The sequence below is a fragment of the Sphingomonas sp. So64.6b genome (assembly GCF_014171475.1).
Lineage (GTDB): Bacteria > Pseudomonadota > Alphaproteobacteria > Sphingomonadales > Sphingomonadaceae > Sphingomonas > Sphingomonas alpina_A.
Genome location: NZ_CP048817.1, coordinates 141,504 through 165,637 on the forward strand (window position 1 = coordinate 141,504; position 24,134 = coordinate 165,637).

Genomic DNA, 24,134 nt, shown 5'->3' on the forward strand with positions numbered 1-24,134 from the left:
GGAAGAAAACCCGCCCGCGATCAGATCACATATTCGACTGTCGTCATTTGGGTCTGCGCCGCACGAATCGCGCCGCGCTTGGCGACGAGCTGTTCGTGCAATTCCTTCACTGCATCGCTGCCCGCGGTCTTGAACGCGAAGGGCAGCCAGGCGTGGAGCATGCAGCCAAGCCCGCCGCGCACCATGCGGAAACCGAAGCGCGATGCGACCCCGAAATGCTCGCCAAAACTCTCACCGACCGACTCCGGATGATCGAGAAACAGGCGGCGAAACATGGGCGATCCTCTTCGTTGCAGGCCAGCGGCCCTATCATAGGCCCCTATCATGGGCGCCGCCGCTTGTCAGCCTCTGGCGGCAATTCGCGCCAGCATTTCGGCCGCCAGCTGGCTCAGCGTGTCGTCGCGTGCGCCCATCACGACGATGCGGTCGCCGGGTCGCGCCTGATCGGTCAGCGCCGCGGCGGCATCGGCGCGATCGGCGATGTGCAGTGCATTTCCTCCGGCGGCCACGACATCGGCGATGATGTCCGCGCTGGTCACCTCGCGCGAAACCGTACCGCCCTGATAGACCGGGTCGGGCAGCACGAGCAGGTCGTCCGCGCGGAGTTTTGCCGCAAGCATCGCGACCAGTTCCGACCGCATCACCTTGAGTGGGCCATAGCCGTGCGGCTGGAACAGAATCAGCAATCGCCCGGGAAAAGCGTGCAGCGTGTCAAGCGTCGCGGCGATCTTGTCCGGGTTATGGCCGAAATCGTCGATGACGCTGACACCGCCCGCTTCGCCGACCAGCTCGAAGCGGCGTTTGAGACCGGTGAAACCCTCGATCGCGGCGATCGTCTCAGCCAAAGACACGCCGGCGGCTACCGCCGCACCGATCGCCGCCAGCGCGTTCGAGACGTTATGGCGGCCGGGCACCGACAGCCGCACCTGATGGCGCTCACCGCCGGTGACCAGGTCGAAGCCGATCGCGAACGGCTCGGGCGTGAGCGCCTCGGCGGTCAATTCGGCGGGCGCCTCGACCGCGAAGGTGGTGATCCGGCCGCGATCCAGTGCGGCGGCAAGCAATGCCGTTTCGGTATCGCCGATATTGACCAAAACCGCCCGCGCCTTGCCCGCGAAATCGCCGAACAGCTGGCGCAACTCGTCGAGCGACTTGTGATCGAGCGTGACATTGTTGAGCACCGCGATGTGCGGATGATAGAGCGCGATCGATCCGTCGCTTTCGTCGACTTCGCTGACGAACGCCTCCCCGGCGCCAACCAATGCGCTGGCAAAGGGAGCATCGGGGCCGGCGAAATTCTTCATCACCGCGCCGTTCATCACCGTCGGGTCGCGGCCGCACGCGTGGAGGATCCAGCCGATCATGCCGGTCACGGTCGATTTGCCGCTGGTTCCCGCGACGCCGATCGACAGGTCGCTGGCGTTGAACAGGCTGGCGAGCAATTCCGCGCGGCTCATCCGCGTCGCGCCGACGCGGTCGGCCGCGACGATATCGGCGACGGTCGATTCAACCGCGGCGGAGGCGACGACGATCTGGTCGGTGCTGGTGATGCCGCTGCCATCCTGTGGGAACAGCGCGACGCCGCGCGCGCGCAAGTCGGCGAACTTGGTCGGCAAGCGCGCCTGGTCGAGCGTGCGGTCCGATCCGGCGACGCGCGCGCCGCGTCCGGCCAGGATCATCGCCAGCGGCATCATGCCGCTGCCGCCGATCCCGACGAAGAAGTAGGATTTGCCGTCAGCCATGAGCGCGCGCTATCGCGGCATTTCGGAGCAGGGGCAAGTCGCCCGTTCCTCCGGCTTTGGATTGTACGGGCCGGCTTTGGATTGTACGGAAAGGCGTCGAACGAATGCGCATCGGAGTAGTGAGCCCGGCACGGTCGATCGACATCCTGGTCGAGAACCGCGTCAAGGCGCTGATCGCGCTGACCTTTCCGGAGGTCGATATCGTCTTCCATCCGCAATGTTTCATGGTCGAGGGTCATTTCGCCGGCTCCGATGCGGTGCGCGCCGCCGCCTTCCTCGAATTCGCCAACGATGCCGGGATCGACGCGATCTGGTTCGCGCGCGGCGGTTATGGATCGAACCGGATCCTCGAGACGATCCTGCCGCAGCTCAACGCGGCGGCGAAGCGCAAGACCTATCTCGGTTATTCCGACATGGGTTTCATGCTCGGCGCGCTTTATGCGCGGCGCATCGGCCGTCCCGCGCACGGCCCGATGCCGAGCGAGGTGGGACGCAAGAACGATGCGGCGCATTGTGTTTCACGGGCGCTCGCCTGGCTGGTCAATGGCGACCGCAAGTCACTGGAACCGACGATCGACAGCCCGGCGGGGAGCAGGCGTCCGCACGCCGCGTTCAACCTGTCGATCCTGACCTCGCTGATCGGTTCGAAATATCTGCCCGACCTGACCGATCATGTGCTGATGATCGAGGAAGTGAGCGAACCGCTTTACCGCGTCGATCGCATGCTTTTCACCATGGCGCATGCGACGCAGTTGAAGGGCATCGCCGGCGTCCGCCTCGGCCAGGTCAACGACGTGATCGACAATGACGTGACCTTCAACGAAACGCCCGAACAGATGATCGTGCGCTGGTGCGCGGAAATGGGCGTGCCCTATCTCGGCCGCGCGCAGATCGGCCATTATGCCGACAATTGCGTGGTGCCGTTCGGGGTGGCGTGAGGTTGCGCGTCATCGGATAATGCGGGTATCTCGTAACCCGGGATCTGACTGCTGGGGACTGGGCGATAGCGCTGATAATTCTTGCGATCGCAACGATGCAATGCATTGTGGCTGCCCTGGTGACGGCCCTGCTCCGGCACCTTTTGCCTCGCCATTGGCTGGCGCTGACAATCATATGTTCCGGTCTCCTCACGCCCGCGATCATCATTGCCATCGCCACCCTGCCGTCATTCTTCTGCGATACCGTCGAGCAGGCTGCCAGCTATGGCTTCATGTTGGCGATGATCGGGCTCATTGCCCTGTATACCGCGCCGCTTGCATTCCTTGTGAGTTTTGCCCTCATTTTCAGAAGGTTGAAGGCGCGCTCCTCGACCAGTGGAGTCCGGCCTTGGGTATGACTGGGCGCTCTGATCATCTGCGCGCGCCATTGCGTTTCGGGCGACAGGCTCGAGTTGACGATCGCCCATGCCAGTCCGACATGAGCCCGATATCCAACGTCGCGCGATCGTCCGCGCATTCACATGAGGCATCGACATGACTCCCGACACCGAGAACCAGTTGGCTACGCTTATCGACTTGACGGGAACGGTGCCGTTGATCGCTCCGCTGCGCGAATGCGTCAGGCATTTCACCGCATTGAAGATCGAGCATCGCGCCGATGCCCGGATATTGCTCACCCAGCCGGTGGCGCGTGCCGGCCAGAAGACACGGACCTGGCTGCTCGAGCCGGCCGAGATCGCGGCACTGGCGGCGCGCTTTGCCGATGAAGAGAGCCTTGCCGGATAGGTATCCACAGGCTTGCCGCGATGTCCGCGGCCGCAGGTAGCCTTTCACGGGGCGGGTTAAAGGACGCGTTCCGCTTCCAGTTCCCACGTCGCCGGATCGGGCAGCCGCGGATGGCGCATGCGCAATTGCGCGGCGGCCAGCGCCAGACGATCGACCGCACGGTCGAGATCGACTTCCGGTAGCGTGAAGGGCAGGCGGACAAAGCGTTCGAACGCACCATTGACGCCGAAACGCGGCCCGGGCGTGATGCGCAGCGAAAGGCTTTGCGCCATGGCCGCCAGCGCCGATGCCTCGGGGCGCGGCATTTCCGCCCACAGCATGAAGCCACCCGATGGCACCTGCACATTCCAGTTCGGCAGCACGTCGGCGAGCCGCGCGACCAGATGGTTGCGGCGCGCGCGAATGTCAGCGGTTGTGTCATTTCCCCCGATGCTGCCGTCAAGCAGCGCGGCGACCGCGAGCTGGTCCATGATCGGGGTCGCCATGTCGAGCGTCGCGCGGAGGCGACCCAGCGCGACGACCGTCTGCGCATCGGCTCGCACCCAGCCGATCCTCAAGCCCCCCCAAAAGCGCTTGCTGACCGATCCGATGCTGATCACCGTGTGGCCGTCCGCGTCATATGCTGCCACGGGCGACGGGGCCGCCGCGTCGAGCGCGACCGCCGCCATCGTCTCGTCGATCACCAGTGGCGTGTGCGTCGCGTGTGCCGCCCGCACCAACGCGGCGCGCGCGTCGTTGTCCATGAGGCGGCCGGTGGGATTGTGGAAATCGGCGATGATATAGGCGAAGCGCGGCCCGGTCTGGCGAAAGGCGGCATGGATCGCGTCGATATCCCAGCCGGTGGCGGGAAGCCCGACCGGCACCGGGACGCAGTTATGCTGGAGGATCGCGGCGATCGCGTTGTGATAGGTCGGATGGTCGATCACGACGCGGTCGCCCGGCCCGGCTAACAGATGCAGCAGCAAGGTGAGGGCGTGCTGCGCGCCACTGGTGACGAGGATCTGATCCGGCGTCGTCGGGCAGCCGCGCGCGACATAGTCCGCCGCGATCGCCAGTCTCAGACGCTCAACGCCGAGCACCTCATAACCAAAGCCCGACAGGAAGGCCGGCATCTGACCCAGTGCCTGTTCGTAAGCGTGCCAGACGGCCTGCGGAGCGGGCAGCACGGCTTTCGTCCAATCGATGACGTCCGGTCCCGCTTCAGTGAGTATTTCCGCCGGATCGCGTGTCGCGCCATGTGCTACGATACCCGGCAGGCGTGTGACACTGCCCGATCCCTGTCGGCTCAGCAAAAATCCCTCATCGCGCAACAACTCGAAAGCGGCCGTGACGGTGGTGCGGCTCACACCCAATGCCCGCGCCAGATCGCGCTCGCCGCCGATCCGGACGCCAAGACCGATCCGGCCGTCGAGAATCAGCAAACGCAATGCGCTGGCAAGCTGGCGATAGGCTGGGCCGCCGCCCGCGCTGCCGCGCCATGCGCCAAGCATGCGTACGAGCGAGGCCGGGCTCAGGGTGCTGACGTTCATGAGGGCCAATATCTTCGGAATGGACCTTAAAAACAATGCCAATTAATATTATTGGCTTTTAATATGATCAGACAACGCCTTGTTCAGCTCTTTTGGGGCCTTTCGCTTTATGGCTTCTCCATGGCACTCATGCTGCGTGCAAATCTGGGGCTCGATCCTTGGGACGTGCTGCATCAGGGACTGGCGCCGCGCATCGGGCTCAGCTTCGGCATGACGGTCAATCTACTCGGTCTGATCGTGTTGCTACTGTGGATTCCATTGCGACAGCGCCCCGGCATCGGCACCATCCTCAATATCATCATCATCGGCACGGTGGTCGATTTGTCGCTCCCGATCCTGCCCGCGCCGGATGGATACCCCTTGCGCTTCGCCTTTCTGATCGCGGGGATCGCGCTGAACGGTATCGCGGGGGGCGCCTATATCGGCGCGGGCCTTGGCGCCGGACCGCGCGACGGCCTGATGACCGGTATAGCGGGCCGGACCGGCTGGCCGATCAAACTCGTGCGTACGGCGATCGAGCTGAGTGTTCTGGCCGCGGGCTGGGCGATGGGCGGCACCGTTGGCGTGGGCACGATTCTTTACGCGCTGACCATCGGCTGGGTGGTGCATTACTCGATCCCATTCTTCACTTTGGGCCGTAAGGACCCTGTTCCCGAACGAGCCGTTCCCGCAAATCTGTAGCGCGGGCGACAGCGGCCGACGTCGTCGCCCGGAGGCGTGCCGCTTCGTGCCGCGCCGCGCGGTGGACTTGCCGGAATAATCGCGCCTCGACCTGTCTTCGCGCATGCGCCATATTTGGCGCCGCACGGGGTAGGGGACGGACATGATTTTCACGGTGGCGATCATCGGAGCCATCGCGGGATGGATCTTTGCCGAACTGGAAACCTATGGCCTGGTGATCGGTGGCATGATCGGGGCGCTGGCCGGTCTCGCCATGCGTTTCGCGGTGCGCCACGAAATCGCCAAGGCCACAGCCGGCCTCCATATGCAGATCGATGTGCTGCGCGCCGCTGTGAAAGACGCGTCCGCGCCGAATGTTCGTCCTGACCCGACAGCGGCGGCCGAGCCCGTCGCCACGCCCAGCCAGCGTCCCGTGGCCGCAGCCACCGCGGCACCTCCGGCGGTTCGCGCCCGGTCACAGGTCACGTCGCCCGCTTATTCGCCGCCGCCGCGCGTGCAAACTCCGGCGGCGCCTGATCCGGTCAGCGAGATGGCGGGCAAGGTCGTTGCGGCGATCCGCAACTGGCTGTTCGGCGGCAACACGATCGTGCGCGTCGGGCTGGTAATCCTGTTCGTCGGGCTGTCGTTCCTGGCCAGTTACGCCGCGTCGGTCGGGCTGTTCCCGATCGAACTGCGCCTCGCGCTCATCGCCATCGCGGGCATGGCCTTGCTGGTGGTCGGTTTCCAGACGCGCGTGAAGCGCCCCGAATTCGGCCTCACGCTGCAGGGCGGTGGTGTCGCGACGCTCTATCTCACGCTGTTCGCCGCGGCGCGGCTGTTCGATGTCGTGCCGGCGATCGCCGCGTTCGTGCTGATGATTCTGGTCTGTGCGCTCGGCTGCGCGCTGGCGTTGCTGCAACGGTCGCAGCCGATGGCGATGACTTCCTTCGCCGGCGGCTTTGCGGTTCCGCTGCTACTGAGCACCGGCGGCGGCAACATCGCGGCGGTGTTCGCTTATTATACCGTGCTCAACCTCGCCATCCTGTTCATCGCGCAGCGCCAGTCATGGCGCGGGTTGAACCTGATCGGATTCTTCGCGACCTTTGGCATCACCTCGGTCTGGATGGCGATGAGCTATCAGCCGACCGACTATCCCGCGGCGCAGGCGTTCGTCATCGTGTCGGTGCTGATCTACCTCGCGACGGCGGTGCTTTACACACGCGGCACGCCGGGGCGGCTGGGCAATATGGTCGATACGACCTTGCTGTTCGGGCCGGCTCTGGCCGGTTTCGGGCTGCAGGTCGCATTGGTCCATGATCGCCCGTTCGGCAGCGCCTTTGCCGCGCTTGGCTTCGCCCTGATGTATCTCGGTGTCGCGGCGTTCACCTTGCGCTATCGCCGCGAAAGCTTCCGCGTGATGAACGAGGCGATGCTGGCGATCGGCATCGGTTTCGTCACGCTTGCCGTGCCGCTTGCGCTTGGCGCGACCTGGACCTCGGCGGTGTGGGCGCTGGAGGGCGCGGGCGCGTTCTGGGTCGGCATGCGCCAGGCGCGGTGGATGCCGCGGCTGTTCGGTCTGTTGCTGCAATTGGCGGCGGCTTTCGCTTATGTGATCGGCAGCGGCGAGAATATCTCGGCGCTGCCGATCGCCAATCCGGCGGTTGTCGGGGCGATGCTGATCGCGCTGTCGGCGCTGGTCACCGCCTGGTGGCTGCGCAAACCGCTGGCGCATAGCGGGTCCTGGTTCGCCGAGCGCTATGCACCGGCCGAGGCGGCACTTGGCGTACCGGTATTCCTGTTCGGTTTCGCTTTCTGGTGGGCAGCGTGGATCTTCGAAATCACACGCGCGCTGCCGCCGGTTGTACGCAGCGGGCTGCCGCCGGAGCATGTCTTCGACCTTGCGATACGTTTTCTGCTGGTCATGCTGGCCTATGTGCTCAGCGCGTTCGGAGCGCAGGCGGTCGCGCGGCGCACCGGCTGGTCGGTCGCCGCATGGCCGTCGCGCGCCAGCCTGATCGTGCTGGCGCTGGCCTTTTTCGCACAGGTCGGATCGGGCGGGCACGTTCTCGACACACCGGGCTGGGCGATCTGGATCGTGGCAGCGGCGATCCATCTGCGCATGCTGTATCTGAACGATGCGACCGATGCGACTGAAGCCCCTGGGCTTCGGTCATTGCTGGGCGCGACGCATGTCGGCGGCGTGTGGCTGGCGACACTGATGCTTGCCGATTGCCTGTGGCTCGGTGTTGACCATGCCGATTTGTGGGACACGTCCTGGGCCGGCCTCACTTTCCAGGCGAGCGTGCTGGCGGTGCTGGTCCTGCTCACAGCATGGGCGGGGCGGAGCCTGAAGGCACAAGCCAAGCGCTGGCCGCTCGACCGGCACGCCGTCGCATATGCCTGGTATGCGGCATTGCCGATCGCGGCACTGGCCTTTTTCGGTGCGCTCGCCACCGCGACGATCGCGTCGGGCCGGACCGATCCCTTGCCCTATCTGCCACTGCTCAACCCGGTCGATTTGACGCTCGCTTTGTCGCTCGCCGCGCTGGAGCTGTGGCGTCGCGCGATCGTGGCGGCAAACCCGGCCGTGCCGGGTTCGACCGCGCTCGGCGAAACGCCGGCGCTGGCGGCACTGGCGGGGCTCGCCTTCATCATGGTCAATACGGTGTGGATGCGCGCCGCGCATCACCTGCTCGGCATCGAGTGGAATCCGGAAGCACTGCTCGCCAGCGTCGTCGTGCAAACCGGCATCGCCATATTGTGGACGGTGCTTGCGCTCGGATTGATGATCGCGGCGCATCGGCGCGGGCAGCGCAAGATGTGGCTGGTCGGTGCCGGGCTGCTCGGGCTGACCGTGGTCAAATTGCTGCTGGTCGATCTCAACGCGGCGGGTGGCGGCGCGCGTATCATCGCCTTTATCGTCGTCGGCGTGTTGATGCTGGTGGTCGGTTATATGGCACCATTGCCGCCAAGGGCGTCCGAGGCGCCAGCCCCCGGCGATGCCCAACAAGCGGGAGCAGCGACATGATCGGGCGTCGGACCCTGGCGAGCGTCATGCTCGCTTCGCTTTCGCTGATCGCCGCGGCGCCGGCCGGTTCGGACAAGGATCCGGCCGCCTATCGCGTCCGCCTTGCCGTCACACCGGCCGCCGATGCGCCGGCGCAGCGGCTGACTCTTCCGGCTGGGGTTCTGGCAGTCCTGCAGACCGCCGATGCGAGCGATGTGCGCCTGTTCGATGCGACCGGCCGGATGCTGCCGATCGCCCGCGCCGAAGCCGATGCGCCGGCGGAGCGCCGCGACGAGTTGAAGGCGTTGCCGATCCTCGGCGCGCCCGATGCGCTGAAGGTCAGCGGTATCGCGCTCAGCCTCGACCGCGACGGTCGCGCGCGCGTCGTCCGGCTCGACGATGCGGCGGACGATCGCACAACCGGGGCGGTCGTGCTTGGCGCGCTGCTCGATGCTCGCACCATCGCCGGCAACACGAAAAGCCTGACGCTCGAGGCCGATCTACCCGCCGGTCAGCCGATCACCTTCACCGTTGCGGCAAGCGGTGACCTGAAGGCATGGCGCCAGATCGGTGAACAGGTGATCTACCGCACGCCGAATGCGGCCTTTGCCGGCACGGAACTGACTTTGTCGGATGCGACGCTGGAGCGCGATTATCTCCGCGTCACCTGGCGCGCCGACTCGCGGCTCCTGTCGCCGGTCAGGGTGCGTGGCGCGACGTTGCGCACGCGCTCCGGCCTGGCCGATGCCGGCGCGACGATCGATGCCACCACGCCGCCGATCAGCGATGCGCATGTCATCGACGTCGCGCTGCCGTTCGCGACGCCGCTTTCCGCCATCGCCATAGTGCCGGCGGGCGACGATCTTGTCGTGCCCGTGCGCATTCTCGGCCGCAACGACCGCGAACAACCCTGGACCCCGCTCGGTGAGGGCGTGGCGTCGAAGGCCGCGCCCGGCGCCATTGCGCTCAATGGCCCGGCATTCCGCACGCTGCGGATCGAAGCGGATAGCAAGACCGCCGGCTTCACTGCCTCGCCGACGCTCCGTCTTGCCTTCGCCTCCCATGCGCTGGTCTTCCTCGCGGCGGGCAAGCCACCCTTCACGCTGGCGGCGGGCCGCGCCGGCACGACTGATCCCTATCTGGCGCTGGAAAGCTTGACGCCAAAGCCTTCCGACACGCTCCCGACCGCGACCGTCGCGGCATCGTCCGGCCCGGCGCTGGCGCTCGCAGCGGTCGACGACAGCGGCGAGCGCGGACGGCAGACTATGCTCTGGGCGATCCTGATCGGCGCGACCGCGTTGCTCGCCGCGATGGCATGGTTATTGTGGAAACGGAGCGCCGATCCGAAAAGAGTTCCGGCGCCAACCGACAAACCGGAATGACGGGATCGAAGCATGCGGAAGTATCTCGCTGTATTAATTGCGATGCTCCTGGCGGTAACTCCGGCGCACGCATGTCGAGTTGCGAAATATCCCATCGACCCGGGACTGACTCATTCGGATATCATCCTGGTGGGGCGGGTGTTCGACGTCAGCCTGGACGGCACAATTCGGGGAAAGTGGTTTAGCGTCAGGGTTGAGGCCGTCGTTTCAGGGGCATTCCCGGAGCCAACATACCGAACGGGCTGGGTCACCGGGCCGGGCGCTTGTGGGCCGACGGGACCGGACGTTGCCGAAGGTGATCAGGTCGCGGTCTATTTCCGCTATGTTGACGGAAAGCGTGTCGAACAGGGCTGGACGAAAATTCCTTCGAAATAAGCTGTCGAGATCGGGGCGACCGGTGCAAAACCTGCGAACTCATGCCCGTATTCACCGCTCGTTCAAGTCTAGCTTCCTTAACCCCACCCGCCTATATCCCTCTCATGAACCGCGCGAACGCCTTTCACATGACTACCACCACCCCGGTTTTCCGGGGGGATCTCGGCCTGCGCGTCACTCGCTGACGTCGCCTGTGCCGAGAGCCTCATCCGGGAACGGGTGAGGCGGCGTCTCTCTTCCGTTCCTGAAAACCATCCATGACGCTTTCCCCAAGGCTTTTCCAAAGCGCCGCGGGTGTGCATAAGCCCGCCAAATCCACAGGAACGAATTCGATGAACGACATGCTTTCGATCACGCTGCCCGATGGTTCGGTCCGTGCGGTCCCGCTCGGCACCACGCCGGCGGATATCGCCGCGGCGATCGGGCCTGGCCTGGCCAAAGCGGCGATCGCGGCGCGCGTCGATGGCGAGCTGCGCGACATAATGCGCCCGTTCGAGGGCGATGCGCAGCTTGCGCTGGTCACGTCGCGTGACGAGGCCGATGCGCTCGAACTCGCGCGCCACGACTTTGCCCATGTGCTGGCCGAGGCGGTGCAGGCGCTCTTTCCGGGCACGCAGATCACGTTCGGCCCGTCGACGGACGATGGCTTCTATTATGATTTCGCGCCGAAGGATCGGCCGTTCACGGACGAGGACCTGCCCGCGATCGAGGCGGAGATGCGCAAGGTCATCGCGCGCGACGAACCGCTAATCCGCGAAGTGTGGAGCCGCGCCGACTTGATCGACCGCTGGCAGAAACAGGGCGAGAGCTTCAAGGCGGAATGGGCGGCCGAACTGCCCGAGGGCGAGGAACTGACGGTGTATCGCGCGGGCAAGGGCGCGGACGCCTGGCTCGACATGTGCCGCGGCCCGCATCTCGCCTCGACGGGGAAACTTGATCCGCAAGCGTTCAAGCTGACGCGCGTATCGGGTGCCTATTGGCGCGGTGACCAGAAGAACGCGATGCTGTCGCGCATCTACGGTACCGGCTGGCTCAACAAGAAGCAGCTCGACGCGCATCTCGTGCGGCTCGAGGAAGCGGCCAAGCGCGACCATCGCAAGATTGCGGCGGAGATGGACTTGTTCCACCTCCAGTCGGAAGCGCAGGGCTCGGTCTTCTGGCACCCCAAGGGCTGGACGATGTGGCGGGCGCTCGAGGCTTATATGCGCCGCAAGCTCGATGCCGCCGGTTATAACGAGATCAAGACGCCGCAGCTGATGGATGCCAAGCTGTGGGAGGCATCGGGCCATTGGGGCAAGTTCCGCGAAAACATGTTCGTCGTGCCCGACGAGGTGCCGGGGACGGATCCCGACAAACCGGTGCTGACGGGCGCGGGCGACCTGATGGCGTTGAAGCCGATGAACTGCCCGGCGCATGTCCAGGTCTTTCGCCAGGGGATCAAGTCGTACCGCGACTTGCCGCTGCGTCTCGCCGAGTTTGGCTGCTGCCACCGCAACGAGGCGCATGGCGCGCTGCACGGCATCATGCGCGTGCGGCAATTCACGCAGGACGATGCGCATATCTTCTGCACCGAGGATCAGATCATTTCGGAGACGCGGGCGTTCTGCGACCTGCTCGATGCGATCTACCGCGATCTCGGGTTCGAATCGTACATGATCAAGCTCGCGCTGCGCCCCGACAACCGCGCCGGCGAGGACGCCCTGTGGGACCGTGCCGAGGGAGATCTGCGCACGGCGCTCGAACAGGCCGGGCGGCTCAACGACACCTACAGCTATGAGGAACTGCCGGGCGAGGGTGCGTTTTACGGCCCCAAGCTCGAATTCCACCTGACCGATGCGATCGGCCGGACCTGGCAGTGCGGTACGCTGCAGCTCGATTATGTCATGCCCGAACGGCTCGACGCGTCCTATGTCGGGGCGGACGGCGAACGGCATCGCCCGGTCATGCTGCACCGCGCGATCCTCGGCACGTTCGAGCGTTTTCTCGGCATCCTGATCGAACATCATGCCGGGCGCTTCCCGCTCTGGCTCGCGCCGGTGCAGGCGGTGGTCGCGACGATCGTGTCGGACGCCGACGATTATGCGCATGAGGTCGTCGCGAAGCTGGCGGCGGCGGGCTTGCGGGTCGAAAGCGACCTGCGCAACGAGAAGATCAACTACAAGGTGCGTGAGCACAGCCTGGCCAAGGTCCCCAACCTGCTCGTGCTCGGCAAGCGCGAAGCGGAGGAGGGCACCGTCGCGCTGCGGCAGCTGGGCAGTGAGCGGCAGCAGGTCATGCCGCTCGACGCGATGATCGCGATGCTCGTGGCGCAGGCCAGTCCGCCGGATCTGATTTCTTGATCCTGCCGTCTGAGCGACGGTTATTGGCAGCCTAATCGCGTCGTAACAAGCACATCGCGGTGATCAGCGGCGGACCGAGGAACAGACCGCTGCGCCGTATCGTCGCGATGACCGCCGGGTCATGGCGCCGGAAGGTTGCGGCGCGCTCTGCGTGCCAGCCTTGCAGACCGACGCTATCGGCTGCCTGGCGGCAATCATCCTGTCCGATCAGCAAGATCCGGTCGGCCGCAACGCCCGTTGCATAGCGCGGCAGCGCGTCAATCCCGGGCACCAGCGTCAGGAAGCGGCCGGTGCGCGGGTCAACCGCGACATTGCCCTGTGCCGCAGCGACCCAGGCCGGGGCAATCATCGCTTCGGCGCGCAGATCGGCGCGATCATAGGCCACGCCCAGTGCCTTGCCGACGAGCAGCAGCGCCGCGACTGACACGAGCAACGCGCGGGCCGGTAAGCTGCGTGCGGCGAACACGCCGAAATAGACGCAGAACAGCGCGATGATCGCCAGATACATGCGCGGCCGGGGCGCGATGGCGAAGCCATAGGTCAACCCGCCGAACAGCAAGGCCGCGCCGATTGCCAGCGCCAGCAGCAATTTGCCCTCGCGTCCCCCGATCAGTGCGCGCCAGTTCAGCGCGGCGAACAATGCGCCGCACGCCAGGGTCAGCGCGATCGACGGATCGACCAACAGATTGAGCAGTCCATCGACCGTCCAATGCACCGAAATGCCGTTGGCCTGTTTCCATCCGCCGATCAGGCTCGGGTTGAACAATGGGCTCCGGCTGGTGTCGACGCCCGGCAGCAAGTCCGATGACGGCATATGGCTATGCGCCAGCGACAGCCGCCATGGCAGCAACGCATCCCCGGTATTTAGCCAGTACAGGATCGCTTCGCCCAGATTGGGAATCAGCACGCCGGCGATCAGCGGCAGCGTCCATCTGCGCCACTGCTTCATCGCGACCAGGCCGATCATAAAGATCGGCACCATGACCAGCGATGTCGGCCGCGCCTGGATCGCGAGGCCAAGCATCACGCCGGCCAGCACCACCAACCACCGCTTGCCGCTCGCGCTGGCCGATTGCAGGCACAGCAAGGCCGCCAGTACGAAGGTGAGTTCGGGGATGTCGATATTCACCTCGGGGAGGCGCATCGCGAATGCCGGCGTGCAGGCAAGCGCAAGCCCCGCGAGCAATGCCTCGACGCGGCCGAACTGGCGCTGCACCAGGGTCACGAACAGCGCAAGCGCGCTCAGGCTATAGGCGAGTGGCGCAATCGCCAGTGATGCCTGGCTTTCGCCGAACAACGCCAGGCTGACCCCGGTCGGGAAGACGATCGGATAGCGCCGCCACCAATGATCGACCGGCAAGCAGAAACCATGATCGGCCACGCACCGTGCCGCGAGCAGATAATGATAATCGTCGCCATCGCCGCCAAGATAGGCGACCGGCACGATCGCCAGCAACAGGAGCGCGAAAAGAATGACCGTCGCGACCGGCGACGCGAGGAACGGCGCGCGCCAATCGACCGGCCGTCGGCTTGGAAAGGGGGGTGAAATCGGGCGCGTCATGCTCGCTACCGCTTAGCCTTGGGCGGCTAAGATTGGTTTAATCCGCATGCACCATGCGAAAAGTGCATGTTGTGTGCGGCGTGCCTTTCAATCCGCGCGCGAAAGCTCTACATGGGCCGCTCTATTTTCGTCAGGAGCAACACCTATACGTCCCCCCATGAACCGGCAGGCGCCACCGATGAACGGCCCCCGCTTTAACGAATTCATCCAATCGCCCAAGGTCCGCGTGATCGATCAGGACGGCGAGAATCTCGGCGTAATGTATACCCGGGAAGCAATGGAACAGGCGCAGAGCGTCGGGCTCGACCTTGTCGAAGTGTCGCCCAACGCGGATCCGCCCGTCGCCAAGTTCCTCGATGTCGGCAAGTTCAAGTACGAGGCGCAGAAAAAGGCCAACCTCGCACGCAAGTCGCAAAAGACGCAGGAGATCAAAGAGATCAAGATGCGTCCGAACATCGACGACCATGATTATGACACCAAGATGAAGAAGGTCGCCGAGTTCATCGGCGAGGGCGACAAGGTGAAGATCACCTTGCGCTTCCGTGGCCGTGAGCTGAGCCATGGCCAGCTCGGTATGGCGCTGCTCCAGCGCGTCCAGGCCGATGTCGTCGAGACCGCCAAGGTCGAAGCCTATCCGCGCATGGAAGGCCGGCAGATGCTGATGGTACTCGCGCCGAAGTGATCTGATGCTCGCCTGCTAGTATTGCGATGCCGCCGGGTCGATCATGTCCCGGCGGCGCGCACTGGCCGCGCCGTTTCTCACGACGAAGGTGTGAACTCGTCGCTGCGCAAATGTTTGTTAACGACCAGTTGCAGACGTTCCGCTCTGGCGTAGAACGCATACATGAAAAGCTATTTTCTTGAAGGCTTGAGCAACAACGACGAAGCACGTGTCGCTCTATCAAACCGCCTTCCGCACTGGGTTGAGCCGTGGCGTCTCAATGACGACGCGGGCGACGCCCTCGCTTTTCTCTCCTTGAGCAAGACGATGACGGCACAGTCTCAATACAGGCTGATCTGAGCGGCCGTCATTACGAAGAGGCGGAAAAGGTCATCGACTTGCTTCATCATCTGCAACACCTTGGGTGGTCAGGTGACGGACGACGACGACAACGTCCTGTGAGGGCCAACGGCTATCTACCACCAGCGGTCGTTCACGGGGAAAAAGCGGACCCTGAAAGCAGACTGACCAGATGCGGACATTGGCGTCCACGGGTTTACCTCGTGCTAAGGCCGTCGACAATATGAGTAGGTGCTATCCGGAGGTTGACGGCTATGATCCTGCTATTCTCGCTCATACTAATCGGCCAATCGGTTTCGGTTTCTCCACCACCTTCGCCTGCCTGGGGACGGGCTGAACAAATCGCGGATCGCTTTAGGCAGGCCTGCATGTCGGAGGCCGGCGTCGCGATTGCCATAAAAGCTTGGTTGGAAGGCCAAGAGGCCGCCAAGGCGCAGACGGCAGAGAATGACAAGATCGAGCGAGAGTTAGGCGAAGCAGCTTACACCGCACCGATCGACATTGATCGGCTCGATCGCGCTGCCCAAGCACGGAATGCCAATCAAGCTGAGCGGCTGGCCGAGATGGTCCGGCGAAATATTGTCACAATGCGTCGGCTAGCTCCCAAGGACCGCACAATCTTCGCGCGGGACTTCGCAATCTACCGCCCGGACCGGCCAATTCACACTTGCCCCCCGAACGTCCGGTAACCACCAATCGCCGACATTTGGGCAGTTGCTCTGCAGGCGCTTTGAGGTCGCCTATCCAAGAGTGCTCCCCGGGGGTGGATTAAGAAAACCCGGCCGACGACCGATCAGGCAGCAAAGAAGGGTCGCAACCGATCGCGAATGCGATCGAGTACCGTCGCGCCTTCGAGATCGGGCTCGAAGGACAGGCCGGTGATGGTTTCGAAGGCCTCGGCATAGACCGCGGACGTTCCCAGCACGAGGTCCTGGGGGATTTCGGGGATGGCATCCCGATAGGGATCGCAGCGTTCGGCGACCCAGGACCGGACGAAATCCTTGTCGAAGCTGTCGGGCCGCTCGCCGCTCGCGAAACGCTGCTCATAGCTCGACTGCTTCCAATAGCGGCTGCTGTCGGGGGTATGGATTTCGTCGGCAAGGACGATGTTGCCGTCCGGGTCGAGGCCGAATTCATATTTGGTATCCGCCAGGATCAGGCCCCGGTCCTGTGCCAGCGTCTGACCATGCGCGAATAGGGCGAGCGCGATGGCGCTCACCTCCTCCCATTGCGCCGAAGTGAGGAGCTTGCGCTCCAGTATCTCTGTCGGGCTCAATGGTTCGTCATGACCGCCATCGAATTCCTTGCTGGTCGGCGTAATGATCGGCTGCGGCAGGCGTTCATTGTCGCGCAATCCATCCGGCAACGACATGCCGTACATCGTGCGCTGGCCATTCTTGTAGAGCGTCAGGATCGATGTGCCCGTCGTCCCCGCCAGATAGCCGCGCACGACGATCTCGACGGGCAGAATGTCGAGACGACGGCAGAGCAGGACGTTCGGGTCCGGATACTCCAGGACGTGGTTGCGGCAGATATGGGCCGTCTGTTCGAACCAGAAACGTGCCGTCTGGGTCAGCAGTTGGCCCTTGAACGGAACTGCGCACAGGATCTGATCGAAGGCGCTGAGCCGGTCGCTGGCGATGATGATGCGGCGACCATCGGCAAGATCGTAATTGTCACGCACCTTGCCGCGATAATGTTGCGGCAGCTCGGCTATCGTGGCGTCTTCCAGCGTCCGGGTCGCATAAGCGGCGAAATCGTGAAATGGCATGCGGGCACCCTCTTATCGGATCGGCCAGCGGCTCCTAGCCCGACTTCTTCGCCCTGTCAGAGCTGAAATTTGCGAGAATTGAATTTGTCACGACCGAATTTTGCGGATTTCAATTACGCCTGCAAAGATTGCAGGCGTAAATCCGTGACTTGCAAGGCGATCTTGCCTTTACCGTAACGTAAACCATCAATCACGCATGCAGTTTATGCATGTGCGAACGACGATTGCTCCCGTTGCGGCCATAAACGGCGGAAATCCGCCATTTTCGGGCTGGACGAAACGTCCACAGCCCTTATGGACGCGCGTCCAACCATAATAGATAATCAGGAGAGTATCCCGATGCGCAAGTCCGCGTTGCTGTTGTCCGTCGCCACCATCGCCTTTGCCGCTCCCGCTTTTGCGCAGGATGCCGCCGCGACCACCCAGCAAGAGGCGCAGGCCGCATCGCAGGACACCGCTCCCGCAGCTGCTGACGACACTGCCGCCGATGAGGTTGGCCAGGGCGACATCGTCATCACCGCGACTCGCCGTAGCGAGCGCTTGTCCGACGTGCCAATCGCGGTGTCGGCGGTCAGCCAGGAAGCGCTGCAGAATTCCGGTGCCAACGACATCCGCCAGCTCAGCCAGCTCGCCCCGTCGCTGCTCGTCTCCTCGACCGGTAGCGAAGCCAATGCCTCCGCCCGTATTCGCGGCATCGGCACGGTCGGCGACAATCCCGGCCTGGAAAGCTCGGTCGCGGTATTCATCGACGGCGTTTATCGCAGCCGCACCGGCTCGGGGCTCAACGATCTCGGCGAAGTCGATCGCATCGAAATCCTGCGCGGGCCGCAAGGCACGCTGTCGGGCCGCAACGCATCGGCCGGCACGATCAACATCATCACCAAATCGCCCGACATGAACAAGTTCGGCGGTTATGCCGAGGCGACCTACGGCAATTACAACAATATCCGTGTCGCCGGCGCCGTGACCGGCCCGATCACCGAGTCGCTCGGTTTCCGCATCGACGGCGTCTACAATCGTCGCGACGGCTTCTATTATGATACGGTCAACAACACCGATTATAACGACCGCAACCGCTATTTCGTGCGCGGCCAGCTGCTGTTCGAACCAAGCAGCGACCTGTCGATCCGGCTGATCGGCGATTACACGCGCCGTGACGAGAAATGCTGTGGCGCGGTCTATGTCGACCTGCGTCAGAAGACCGATCCGACGCCGGGTGTCCCGGGTGACTATACCGCCTCGGCCAACAACCCGATCGTCGACATCATGCGCAGCATGGGCGCGGTCTTTCCCAGCGCTGGCGATCCCTATAATCGCCGTATCGCCAACACGCCGGGCCGCGCATATAGCAACATCACCAAGGACTATGGTGGCTCGGCGCAGATTGATTACAATCTCGGCGGCGCCGCGCTGACCTCGATCACCGCCTATCGCGAATATAAGTCGGGTGGCGCGTCGGACATCGATTACGGCAATCTCGACATCGGCTATCGTGCCGATGACGGCAATAATTACCGCCAGTTCCATACCTTCACTCAGGAAGTGCGCCTGAACGGCGAAGCGCTGGGCGGTAAGCTCGACTGGCTGGTCGGCGGTTATTATTCGCGTGAAGACCTGCAGGTCGTCGACAATCTGCAATTTGGTTCGCAATACGGCGCCTTCGCTGCCTGCCGCGCTGTCGCCAGCATCAGCCCAGCCGCGGTGCTGCGTAACCCGACCGCACCAGGCTGCCTCAGCCCGGCCGGTATCGCGACCGTCAATGGCGCACTCGGCGCCGCCGCGCCGATCGTGATCGGCGCGCTCAACCGCCTGAGCACGCTCAACAATCTGGGCAGCACGCGCGACGTGTATAACCAGAACAGCGAGAATTACGCGTTCTTCACGCACAATATCTTCAAGATCACCGACAAGCTGAGCCTCACCGCCGGTCTGCGCTACACGCATGAGCGCAAGAAGTTCGACGCGACGTTCAACAACAACAACACGGTCTGCGCCGCGCAGCAGGCCGCGCTGGCGCCGTATCTGACCAATGCGCAGCTCGGCGGCACCGCCGCCGCCCTGTTGACGCTGAGCTGCACCGGCAATTCCAGCTCGACGCTCAACGGCAAGACGATCAATGATCGTCTGAGTGAAGGTGAGTTCACCGGCACGGCGGTCCTCTCGTACAAGCCGATCGACGCTCTGCTGGTCTATGCATCCTATTCGCGTGGCTACAAGGCGGGCGGATACAACCTCGATCGTTCGGATCTGGGCCTGGCTTATCTGCCCAGCACGACGGCGTCGCCGGATGCCGCGCGGCTGCGCTTCGACCCCGAAACGGTCAATGCGTTCGAGGCCGGCTTCAAATACAAGTCGCGCGAATTCACCCTGAACGTGGCCGGCTTCCGTCAGCAGTTCAGCAACTTCCAGCTCAACACGTTCAACGGCACCAACTATGTCGTGCAGAATATCGGGTCCTGCTCGACCAGCCTGAACGGGGCGGATACCGATGCCAGCGCCGCCACCGGTGCCTGCACCAGCGGCGTGAAATATGGCGTGGTGTCGCAGGGTGTCGAGATCGAGGCGGGCATTTACCCGGCGCGCAATTTCGCGGTGAATTTGGGCTATTCCTTCACCGATACCAAGTACCGCAAGAATCTGGTCGGCAGCGAAGCGGGTGAAGCGCTTGACCCGGCGCTGTTCCTGCTTTCGGGTCAGCAGATGTCGAACGCGCCGCGCAACGTGGTGACGGCATCGGCCAGCTGGACGCCGGACATTGGCTCGTCGGGGATGAGCGCGTTGTTCTATGTCGATGGCCGCATGACGTCGGACTACAACACCGGCTCCGACCTGTTCCTCGAAAAGGATCAGGACGGCTTCTTCCTGCTCAACGCGCGGATCGGCCTGCGCGGCGCCGACAAGCGCTGGAGCGTGGAGGTGTGGGCGCAGAACCTGCTCGACACCAAATACACGCAGGTCGCGTTCAACGCGCCGTTCCAGGGTGCCGGTTCGGCCAGCCAGGTGCAGGCGTTCGGTGGCGTGGGCAACCAGGTCTTCTCGGCCTTCCTCGCCGAGCCGCGCACTTATGGCCTGACGCTGCGCACGCGCTTCTGATTGGCTGATTTTGTCACGCGGCGGCCCGCTCCCGACAAGGGAGCGGGCCGTTGTTGTTTGGGGTGGAGCGGCGGGGAGCCGATTTGTCGTTTCGGGGATTGCGTCGTCGCACATAAACAGGAAGAAACGCAGCATTCTGAGAATGATGGGAATTCTTCGTGGTCTTTAGGCTCATTGCGCTTGCCCTTGCCGCCGGCGTCGTTCCCGCTTCAGCTGCACAGGATGCCCCCGGCCGCGACAAGGCGCCAACCGCATCCAATGCCGACAAGATGAAGAGCGAGGCGGAGGCCGCCTGGGCCAACGCGCCGGTCGCCGAAACCGAGACGACGCACCACGATGCGGTCACCATTGATGGCCGTCGTTATGGCTATACAGCCTCCGCCGGCACGCTGACGATCCGCGACATCGAAGGGAAGCCGACCGCCTCGATGTTCTATACCGCGTACACGCTTGACGGCGTGAAGCCGGGGACGAAACGGCCGGTCACCTTCCTCTACAATGGTGGACCGGGCAGCCCGTCCTTCTGGCTGCGGATGGGATCGTTCGCGCCGATCCGGCTTCGTACGACCAGTCCCGAATTCATCCGGCCCGCACCCTATGACGTCGCACCCAATCCGGATTCGTTGCTCGACAAGACCGACCTCGTTTTTCTTGATGCGATCGGCACCGGTTATTCGCGCCCGCTCGGCGATATGAAGCCCGGGCAATTTTACGGCGTTGATGAGGATGTCGATGCCTTTGCCAAGGGCATCCTGCGCTACGTCACCAAATATGGCCGCTGGATGAGCCCGAAATTCCTGCTCGGCGAAAGCTATGGGACGTTGCGATCGGGAGCGCTTGCCTATCAGTTGCAGGACCGCGGCATGGCGCTCAACGGCGTCGTACTGCTGTCGTCGATCATGAATTATGGCTATCGCCAGCCGGGGCTGGACCAGGTCTATTTGAATTATCTGCCCAGTTACGCCGCGACGGCCTGGTACCATAATCGGCTGCAGAACCGGCCGGCGGACGTTGCCAAGATCGTCGCGGAAGCGCGGGACTTCGCCCACGGGCCTTATATGTCCGCCCTCGCCAAAGGGCAGGCGATTTCGGATGTGGAGCGCGATCAGGTCGCCAATCGGATGAGCCAGCTGATCGGCCTGTCGCCCGATTTCATCAAGCGCGCCAATTTGCGGATCGATCTGCCGCGGTTCCAGAAGGAATTGCTGCGCAGCGAGGCGCGCACCGTTGGCCGGTTCGATTCGCGTTATACCGGCATCGACACCGATGCGGCGGGCGAACGGCCGGAGACGGATGCCTCGTCCGATGCGATCTCGGGCGCGTATATCGCCTCGTTCAACGATTATCTGTCGACCACGCTCGGCTATAAGACCGATCTGCCTTACCGGCTTTCCGCGCGGGACGCGGCGGGTTTCACCTGGAACTGGAAGCATGACGCGCTTGGGCGCGGCCAGGGCCAGAGCCAGAATAATCCCAACACCGCGATCGATCTGGCGGCCGCGATGCGCGCCAACCCGTATCTGAAGGTTCTGTCGATGAACGGCTATTACGACATGGCGACGCCGTTCTTCGGGACTGAAAACGATCTTGGCCATATGATGCTGGAACGGTCGCAACAGGCCAATCTGCGGTTCACCTATTATCCAGCTGGACATATGACCTATCTGAATCCGGAGGCGTTGCGCCAGATGAAGGCTGATCTGGCACGTTGGTACGACGAAGCGCTCAGCGATGCGCGTTCCGCGACGCCGCCCGTTCCGCCGTCGAGCAGCGCACCGGCACTGGGCCAGACGCCGAACTGAACGCGCTTCCGATTACCTGCGTCTTACGCGCCGGGTCCGCCTGCTCGAGGCGGCGGACCCGGAGTTCCTTGCGCTGCTACGCCTATGGGGCGGCGTGGCACACGAATTCGACCAGACGATTGTCCGGATCGCGAAGATAAGCGGCATAATAATTCGGGTGGATGTGCGGTGCGAGCATGGGCTCCCGATCAAGCACATGTCCGGCATCGCGACCGACCTGATAGATTTTCTCGACCGTCGCACGGTCGGGCGCGCCAAAGGCGAAATGAACGTTGAGGGACGGATCGCCTTCGATCAGGAAGACGTCGAGCGTCTTGCCGTCGCCAAACCCTTTGGCCGGACCATCGACCTCCAGCCGGTAGCCGAGCGGTGCGAGCAGGTCGCCATAGAAGCGCACGCTTGCGTCGAGGTGGTGAGTCTTCAATTCGAGATGATCGATCATCTTATGTCCTTCGGCCCTGAATGAATGAATTGGCCGTCAGTCGACATTGCCACCGCACAACGGCACCGCGACACGCCGGCCACGCCAGCGGTCCGGTTCGGCAATCAGAGCGGCTAGCCCGGCCGCGCCGGCGGGCTCGACGATCAGACCGAGATGCTCGCGCAGGAGATCCATGGCGTGGCGGATCGCCTCATCCTCGACCAGCACGACATCATCGACGACGTCCCGGACGCAATCGACGGCGTAGGGGATTGGCACACGCACCGCGATGCCATCGGCAATCGTGCCGGCCATGGGCAGTCCGCCGGGCGGAAGGCCCAGCACCGCCCTGGCCATGGCCGGCGCCCCCGCAGCGGCGACCGCGACGATCCGGGTGTGCGGTGCTGCATGTTTCAGCCAGGTCCCGACCCCCGATGCGAGTGCGCCATTGCCCAGCGGCACGATCGCCACATCGAAAGGACCGGCATCGCGGGTCATTTCCAGCGCCAGCGTGCCGGCGCCCTCGGCAATCAGGCGATCGGCACCGTCCTCGATATAGATCCGACCTTCCCGCGCCGCATAAGCCCTGGCTTCGTCCTTCGCCGCGTCGAAATCATTGCCGAAAAGCCGGACATCGGCAGCGAGCCCGCGCATCGCCGCGACCTTCGACACCACTGCGCTGGTCGCGGCAAAGACCGTCAGCGCGATTCCGCGCCGTCGTGCAGCCCAGGCCAGACCCTGGCCGAAATTCCCTGCCGACCCGCACACCAGGGCAGCGCCGCTTGCGAACTGTGCCGCGAAATTCTCGGTCCCGCGCCCTTTGAAGGAGCGGATCGGATTGGCCGTTTCGTCTTTGAGCAAAAGCGTCGCGCCGATTGCTGCGTCGAGCGTGGGCGATTGTCGCATCGGCGTTGCGAGGAAGACCGGATCGATGATTTGCAGCGCGGCCTGGATGCCGGCGGGAGCGGGATGGTTCATGCTCCTGAAGATAACGCCGCAATCCGCCGGGTATCGGCAAGTTGCACAGCTAAAATGCACGAAATCGGCGTTTCGAGGTGCTAATGTGCCGGCGATGGCCCGCATCTCCCAACTCGATGGATTCGACCGCAAGCTGCTGTCGCTGGTTCAGCGTGATGCCGACATGACCGCCGATCGGCTCGGCGAGACGGTCGGGCTGTCCGCGTCGGCGGTGTTGCGGCGATTGAAGCGCCTGAAAGCGCAAGGTGTCATTGTGGCCAATGTGGCGGTGGTCGATCCCGTCCGGGTAGGCAAACCGACCTTTTTCGTGGTTGCGCTGGAGATTGAGCGCGAGCGGCCCGAGATGATCGCGCGCCTGCGCCAATGGCTCGGCGACGACGAGCATATCCAGCAGGTTTTTTATGTAACCGGGACTGCGGACTTCATCCTGATCGTCGCGGCGCCCGATGTGGAAGCATATGACGCGCTGATGAGTCGCCTGATCGCGGAAAACCCTAATGTGCGGCGCTTCACCACCAATGTTGTGCTTGGCACGGGGAAACGCAGCTTGTCGGTACCGATCGAAGACAACGGCCTGAAGTGAGAAAAGTGACCCGATAAGACTTCAATTTGGGGCCGTTTGGGACCTTTCTAGACCGATCGGTATCTTTTTATTATAGGGAAGCCTTATTGACCCTTGCAATTATGTGTTGCGCTGCGACATGGGGGCCCGAGCAGGTCTGACGGTTC

The 24,134-nt window shown here is 63.7% G+C and carries 21 protein-coding genes; 14 read left to right on the forward strand and 7 right to left on the reverse strand.

The annotated features are described in order from the left end of the window. Positions 1-20 precede the first annotated feature (20 nt). Entirely contained in the window at positions 21-275 is a 255-nt protein-coding gene (locus tag G4G27_RS00705; protein WP_183111217.1) for a DUF6356 family protein, read from the reverse strand. A gap of 66 nt (positions 276-341) precedes the next feature. Continuing rightward, complete coding sequence (locus G4G27_RS00710) at positions 342-1,742, reverse strand: Mur ligase family protein (protein WP_183111219.1); 1,401 nt, start codon at positions 1,740-1,742, stop codon at positions 342-344. A 104-nt stretch (positions 1,743-1,846) separates the two neighbouring features. Here G4G27_RS00710 and G4G27_RS00715 point away from each other — a divergent pair, with 104 nt between their 5' ends. The 3 genes from G4G27_RS00715 (at position 1,847) to G4G27_RS00725 (ending at position 3,466) form a co-directional block, all read left to right on the forward strand. Then, a complete protein-coding gene (locus tag G4G27_RS00715; protein ID WP_183111221.1) occupies positions 1,847-2,680 on the forward strand; it encodes an LD-carboxypeptidase in 834 nt (277 codons plus the stop codon). Positions 2,681-2,799: 119 nt separating this feature from the next. Beyond that, a complete protein-coding gene (locus G4G27_RS00720; RefSeq protein WP_183111223.1) occupies positions 2,800-3,078 on the forward strand; it encodes a hypothetical protein in 279 nt (92 codons plus the stop codon). A gap of 136 nt (positions 3,079-3,214) precedes the next feature. Beyond that, a complete protein-coding gene (locus G4G27_RS00725; protein ID WP_183111224.1) occupies positions 3,215-3,466 on the forward strand; it encodes a hypothetical protein in 252 nt (83 codons plus the stop codon). A gap of 56 nt (positions 3,467-3,522) precedes the next feature. Here the strand turns inward: G4G27_RS00725 and G4G27_RS00730 are convergent, their stop codons facing one another. Further along, a complete protein-coding gene (locus G4G27_RS00730) occupies positions 3,523-4,995 on the reverse strand; it encodes a PLP-dependent aminotransferase family protein (protein WP_183111226.1) in 1,473 nt (490 codons plus the stop codon). A gap of 120 nt (positions 4,996-5,115) precedes the next feature. Between G4G27_RS00730 and G4G27_RS00735 the strand changes: the two genes are divergently transcribed. The 5 genes from G4G27_RS00735 to thrS all read left to right on the forward strand — a co-directional run bounded on the left by G4G27_RS00735 (position 5,116) and on the right by thrS (position 12,758). Further along, positions 5,116-5,676 carry a hypothetical protein gene (locus G4G27_RS00735; protein ID WP_244624494.1) on the forward strand — a complete coding sequence of 187 codons (561 nt, stop codon included), beginning with the start codon at positions 5,116-5,118 and terminating at the stop codon, positions 5,674-5,676. 142 nt (positions 5,677-5,818) lie between these two features. Continuing rightward, positions 5,819-8,683 carry a DUF2339 domain-containing protein gene (locus tag G4G27_RS00740; RefSeq protein WP_183111229.1) on the forward strand — a complete coding sequence of 955 codons (2,865 nt, stop codon included), beginning with the start codon at positions 5,819-5,821 and terminating at the stop codon, positions 8,681-8,683. Beyond that, a complete protein-coding gene (locus G4G27_RS00745; RefSeq protein WP_183111234.1) occupies positions 8,680-10,044 on the forward strand; it encodes a DUF3999 family protein in 1,365 nt (454 codons plus the stop codon). The genes G4G27_RS00740 and G4G27_RS00745 overlap by 4 nt, the downstream gene beginning before the upstream one ends. Before the next feature lie 12 nt (positions 10,045-10,056). Continuing rightward, positions 10,057-10,419: a hypothetical protein gene (locus G4G27_RS00750; RefSeq protein ID WP_183111236.1), complete on the forward strand. Its 363-nt coding sequence runs from the start codon at positions 10,057-10,059 to the stop codon at positions 10,417-10,419. 332 nt (positions 10,420-10,751) lie between these two features. Next, positions 10,752-12,758, forward strand: coding sequence for a threonine--tRNA ligase (gene thrS, locus G4G27_RS00755; protein ID WP_183111238.1), 2,007 nt, complete (start codon positions 10,752-10,754; stop codon positions 12,756-12,758). Between the two features lie 31 nt (positions 12,759-12,789). Here thrS and G4G27_RS00760 read toward each other — a convergent pair whose 3' ends face one another. After that, the gene (locus G4G27_RS00760; RefSeq protein ID WP_183111240.1) at positions 12,790-14,319 is read right to left on the reverse strand and encodes a glycosyltransferase family 39 protein; all 1,530 of its coding nucleotides are present in this window, start codon (positions 14,317-14,319) and stop codon (positions 12,790-12,792) included. Between the two features lie 178 nt (positions 14,320-14,497). Between G4G27_RS00760 and infC the strand changes: the two genes are divergently transcribed. The 3 genes from infC to G4G27_RS00775 all read left to right on the forward strand — a co-directional run bounded on the left by infC (position 14,498) and on the right by G4G27_RS00775 (position 16,029). Further along, entirely contained in the window at positions 14,498-15,001 is a 504-nt protein-coding gene (gene infC, locus G4G27_RS00765) for a translation initiation factor IF-3 (protein WP_235364932.1), read from the forward strand. 162 nt (positions 15,002-15,163) lie between these two features. Further along, positions 15,164-15,340: a hypothetical protein gene (locus G4G27_RS00770; protein ID WP_183111244.1), complete on the forward strand. Its 177-nt coding sequence runs from the start codon at positions 15,164-15,166 to the stop codon at positions 15,338-15,340. A gap of 368 nt (positions 15,341-15,708) precedes the next feature. After that, a complete protein-coding gene (locus G4G27_RS00775) occupies positions 15,709-16,029 on the forward strand; it encodes a hypothetical protein (RefSeq protein ID WP_183111246.1) in 321 nt (106 codons plus the stop codon). A 104-nt stretch (positions 16,030-16,133) separates the two neighbouring features. On the opposite strand, the gene G4G27_RS00780 is transcribed toward G4G27_RS00775, so the two are convergent. Then, positions 16,134-17,111, reverse strand: a complete 978-nt coding sequence (locus G4G27_RS00780; RefSeq protein WP_183111248.1) for a phosphoribosylaminoimidazolesuccinocarboxamide synthase — start codon at positions 17,109-17,111, stop codon at positions 16,134-16,136. Between the two features lie 339 nt (positions 17,112-17,450). Here G4G27_RS00780 and G4G27_RS00785 point away from each other — a divergent pair, with 339 nt between their 5' ends. Both G4G27_RS00785 and G4G27_RS00790 read left to right on the forward strand, forming a co-directional pair. Then, positions 17,451-20,204, forward strand: coding sequence for a TonB-dependent receptor (locus G4G27_RS00785; RefSeq protein WP_183111250.1), 2,754 nt, complete (start codon positions 17,451-17,453; stop codon positions 20,202-20,204). A gap of 158 nt (positions 20,205-20,362) precedes the next feature. Continuing rightward, positions 20,363-22,006 carry a peptidase S10 gene (locus G4G27_RS00790; protein WP_244624495.1) on the forward strand — a complete coding sequence of 548 codons (1,644 nt, stop codon included), beginning with the start codon at positions 20,363-20,365 and terminating at the stop codon, positions 22,004-22,006. An 82-nt stretch (positions 22,007-22,088) separates the two neighbouring features. Here G4G27_RS00790 and G4G27_RS00795 read toward each other — a convergent pair whose 3' ends face one another. Together G4G27_RS00795 and G4G27_RS00800 are read right to left on the reverse strand one after the other, a co-directional pair. Further along, positions 22,089-22,448 carry a VOC family protein gene (locus G4G27_RS00795; protein WP_183111252.1) on the reverse strand — a complete coding sequence of 120 codons (360 nt, stop codon included), beginning with the start codon at positions 22,446-22,448 and terminating at the stop codon, positions 22,089-22,091. A 36-nt stretch (positions 22,449-22,484) separates the two neighbouring features. Further along, entirely contained in the window at positions 22,485-23,405 is a 921-nt protein-coding gene (locus G4G27_RS00800; protein ID WP_183111254.1) for a pyridoxal-phosphate dependent enzyme, read from the reverse strand. Between the two features lie 94 nt (positions 23,406-23,499). On the opposite strand from G4G27_RS00800, the gene G4G27_RS00805 reads away from it, so the two are divergent. Beyond that, the gene (locus tag G4G27_RS00805) at positions 23,500-23,988 is read left to right on the forward strand and encodes an Lrp/AsnC family transcriptional regulator (protein ID WP_183111256.1); all 489 of its coding nucleotides are present in this window, start codon (positions 23,500-23,502) and stop codon (positions 23,986-23,988) included. The last annotated feature ends 146 nt before the right edge of the window (positions 23,989-24,134 follow it).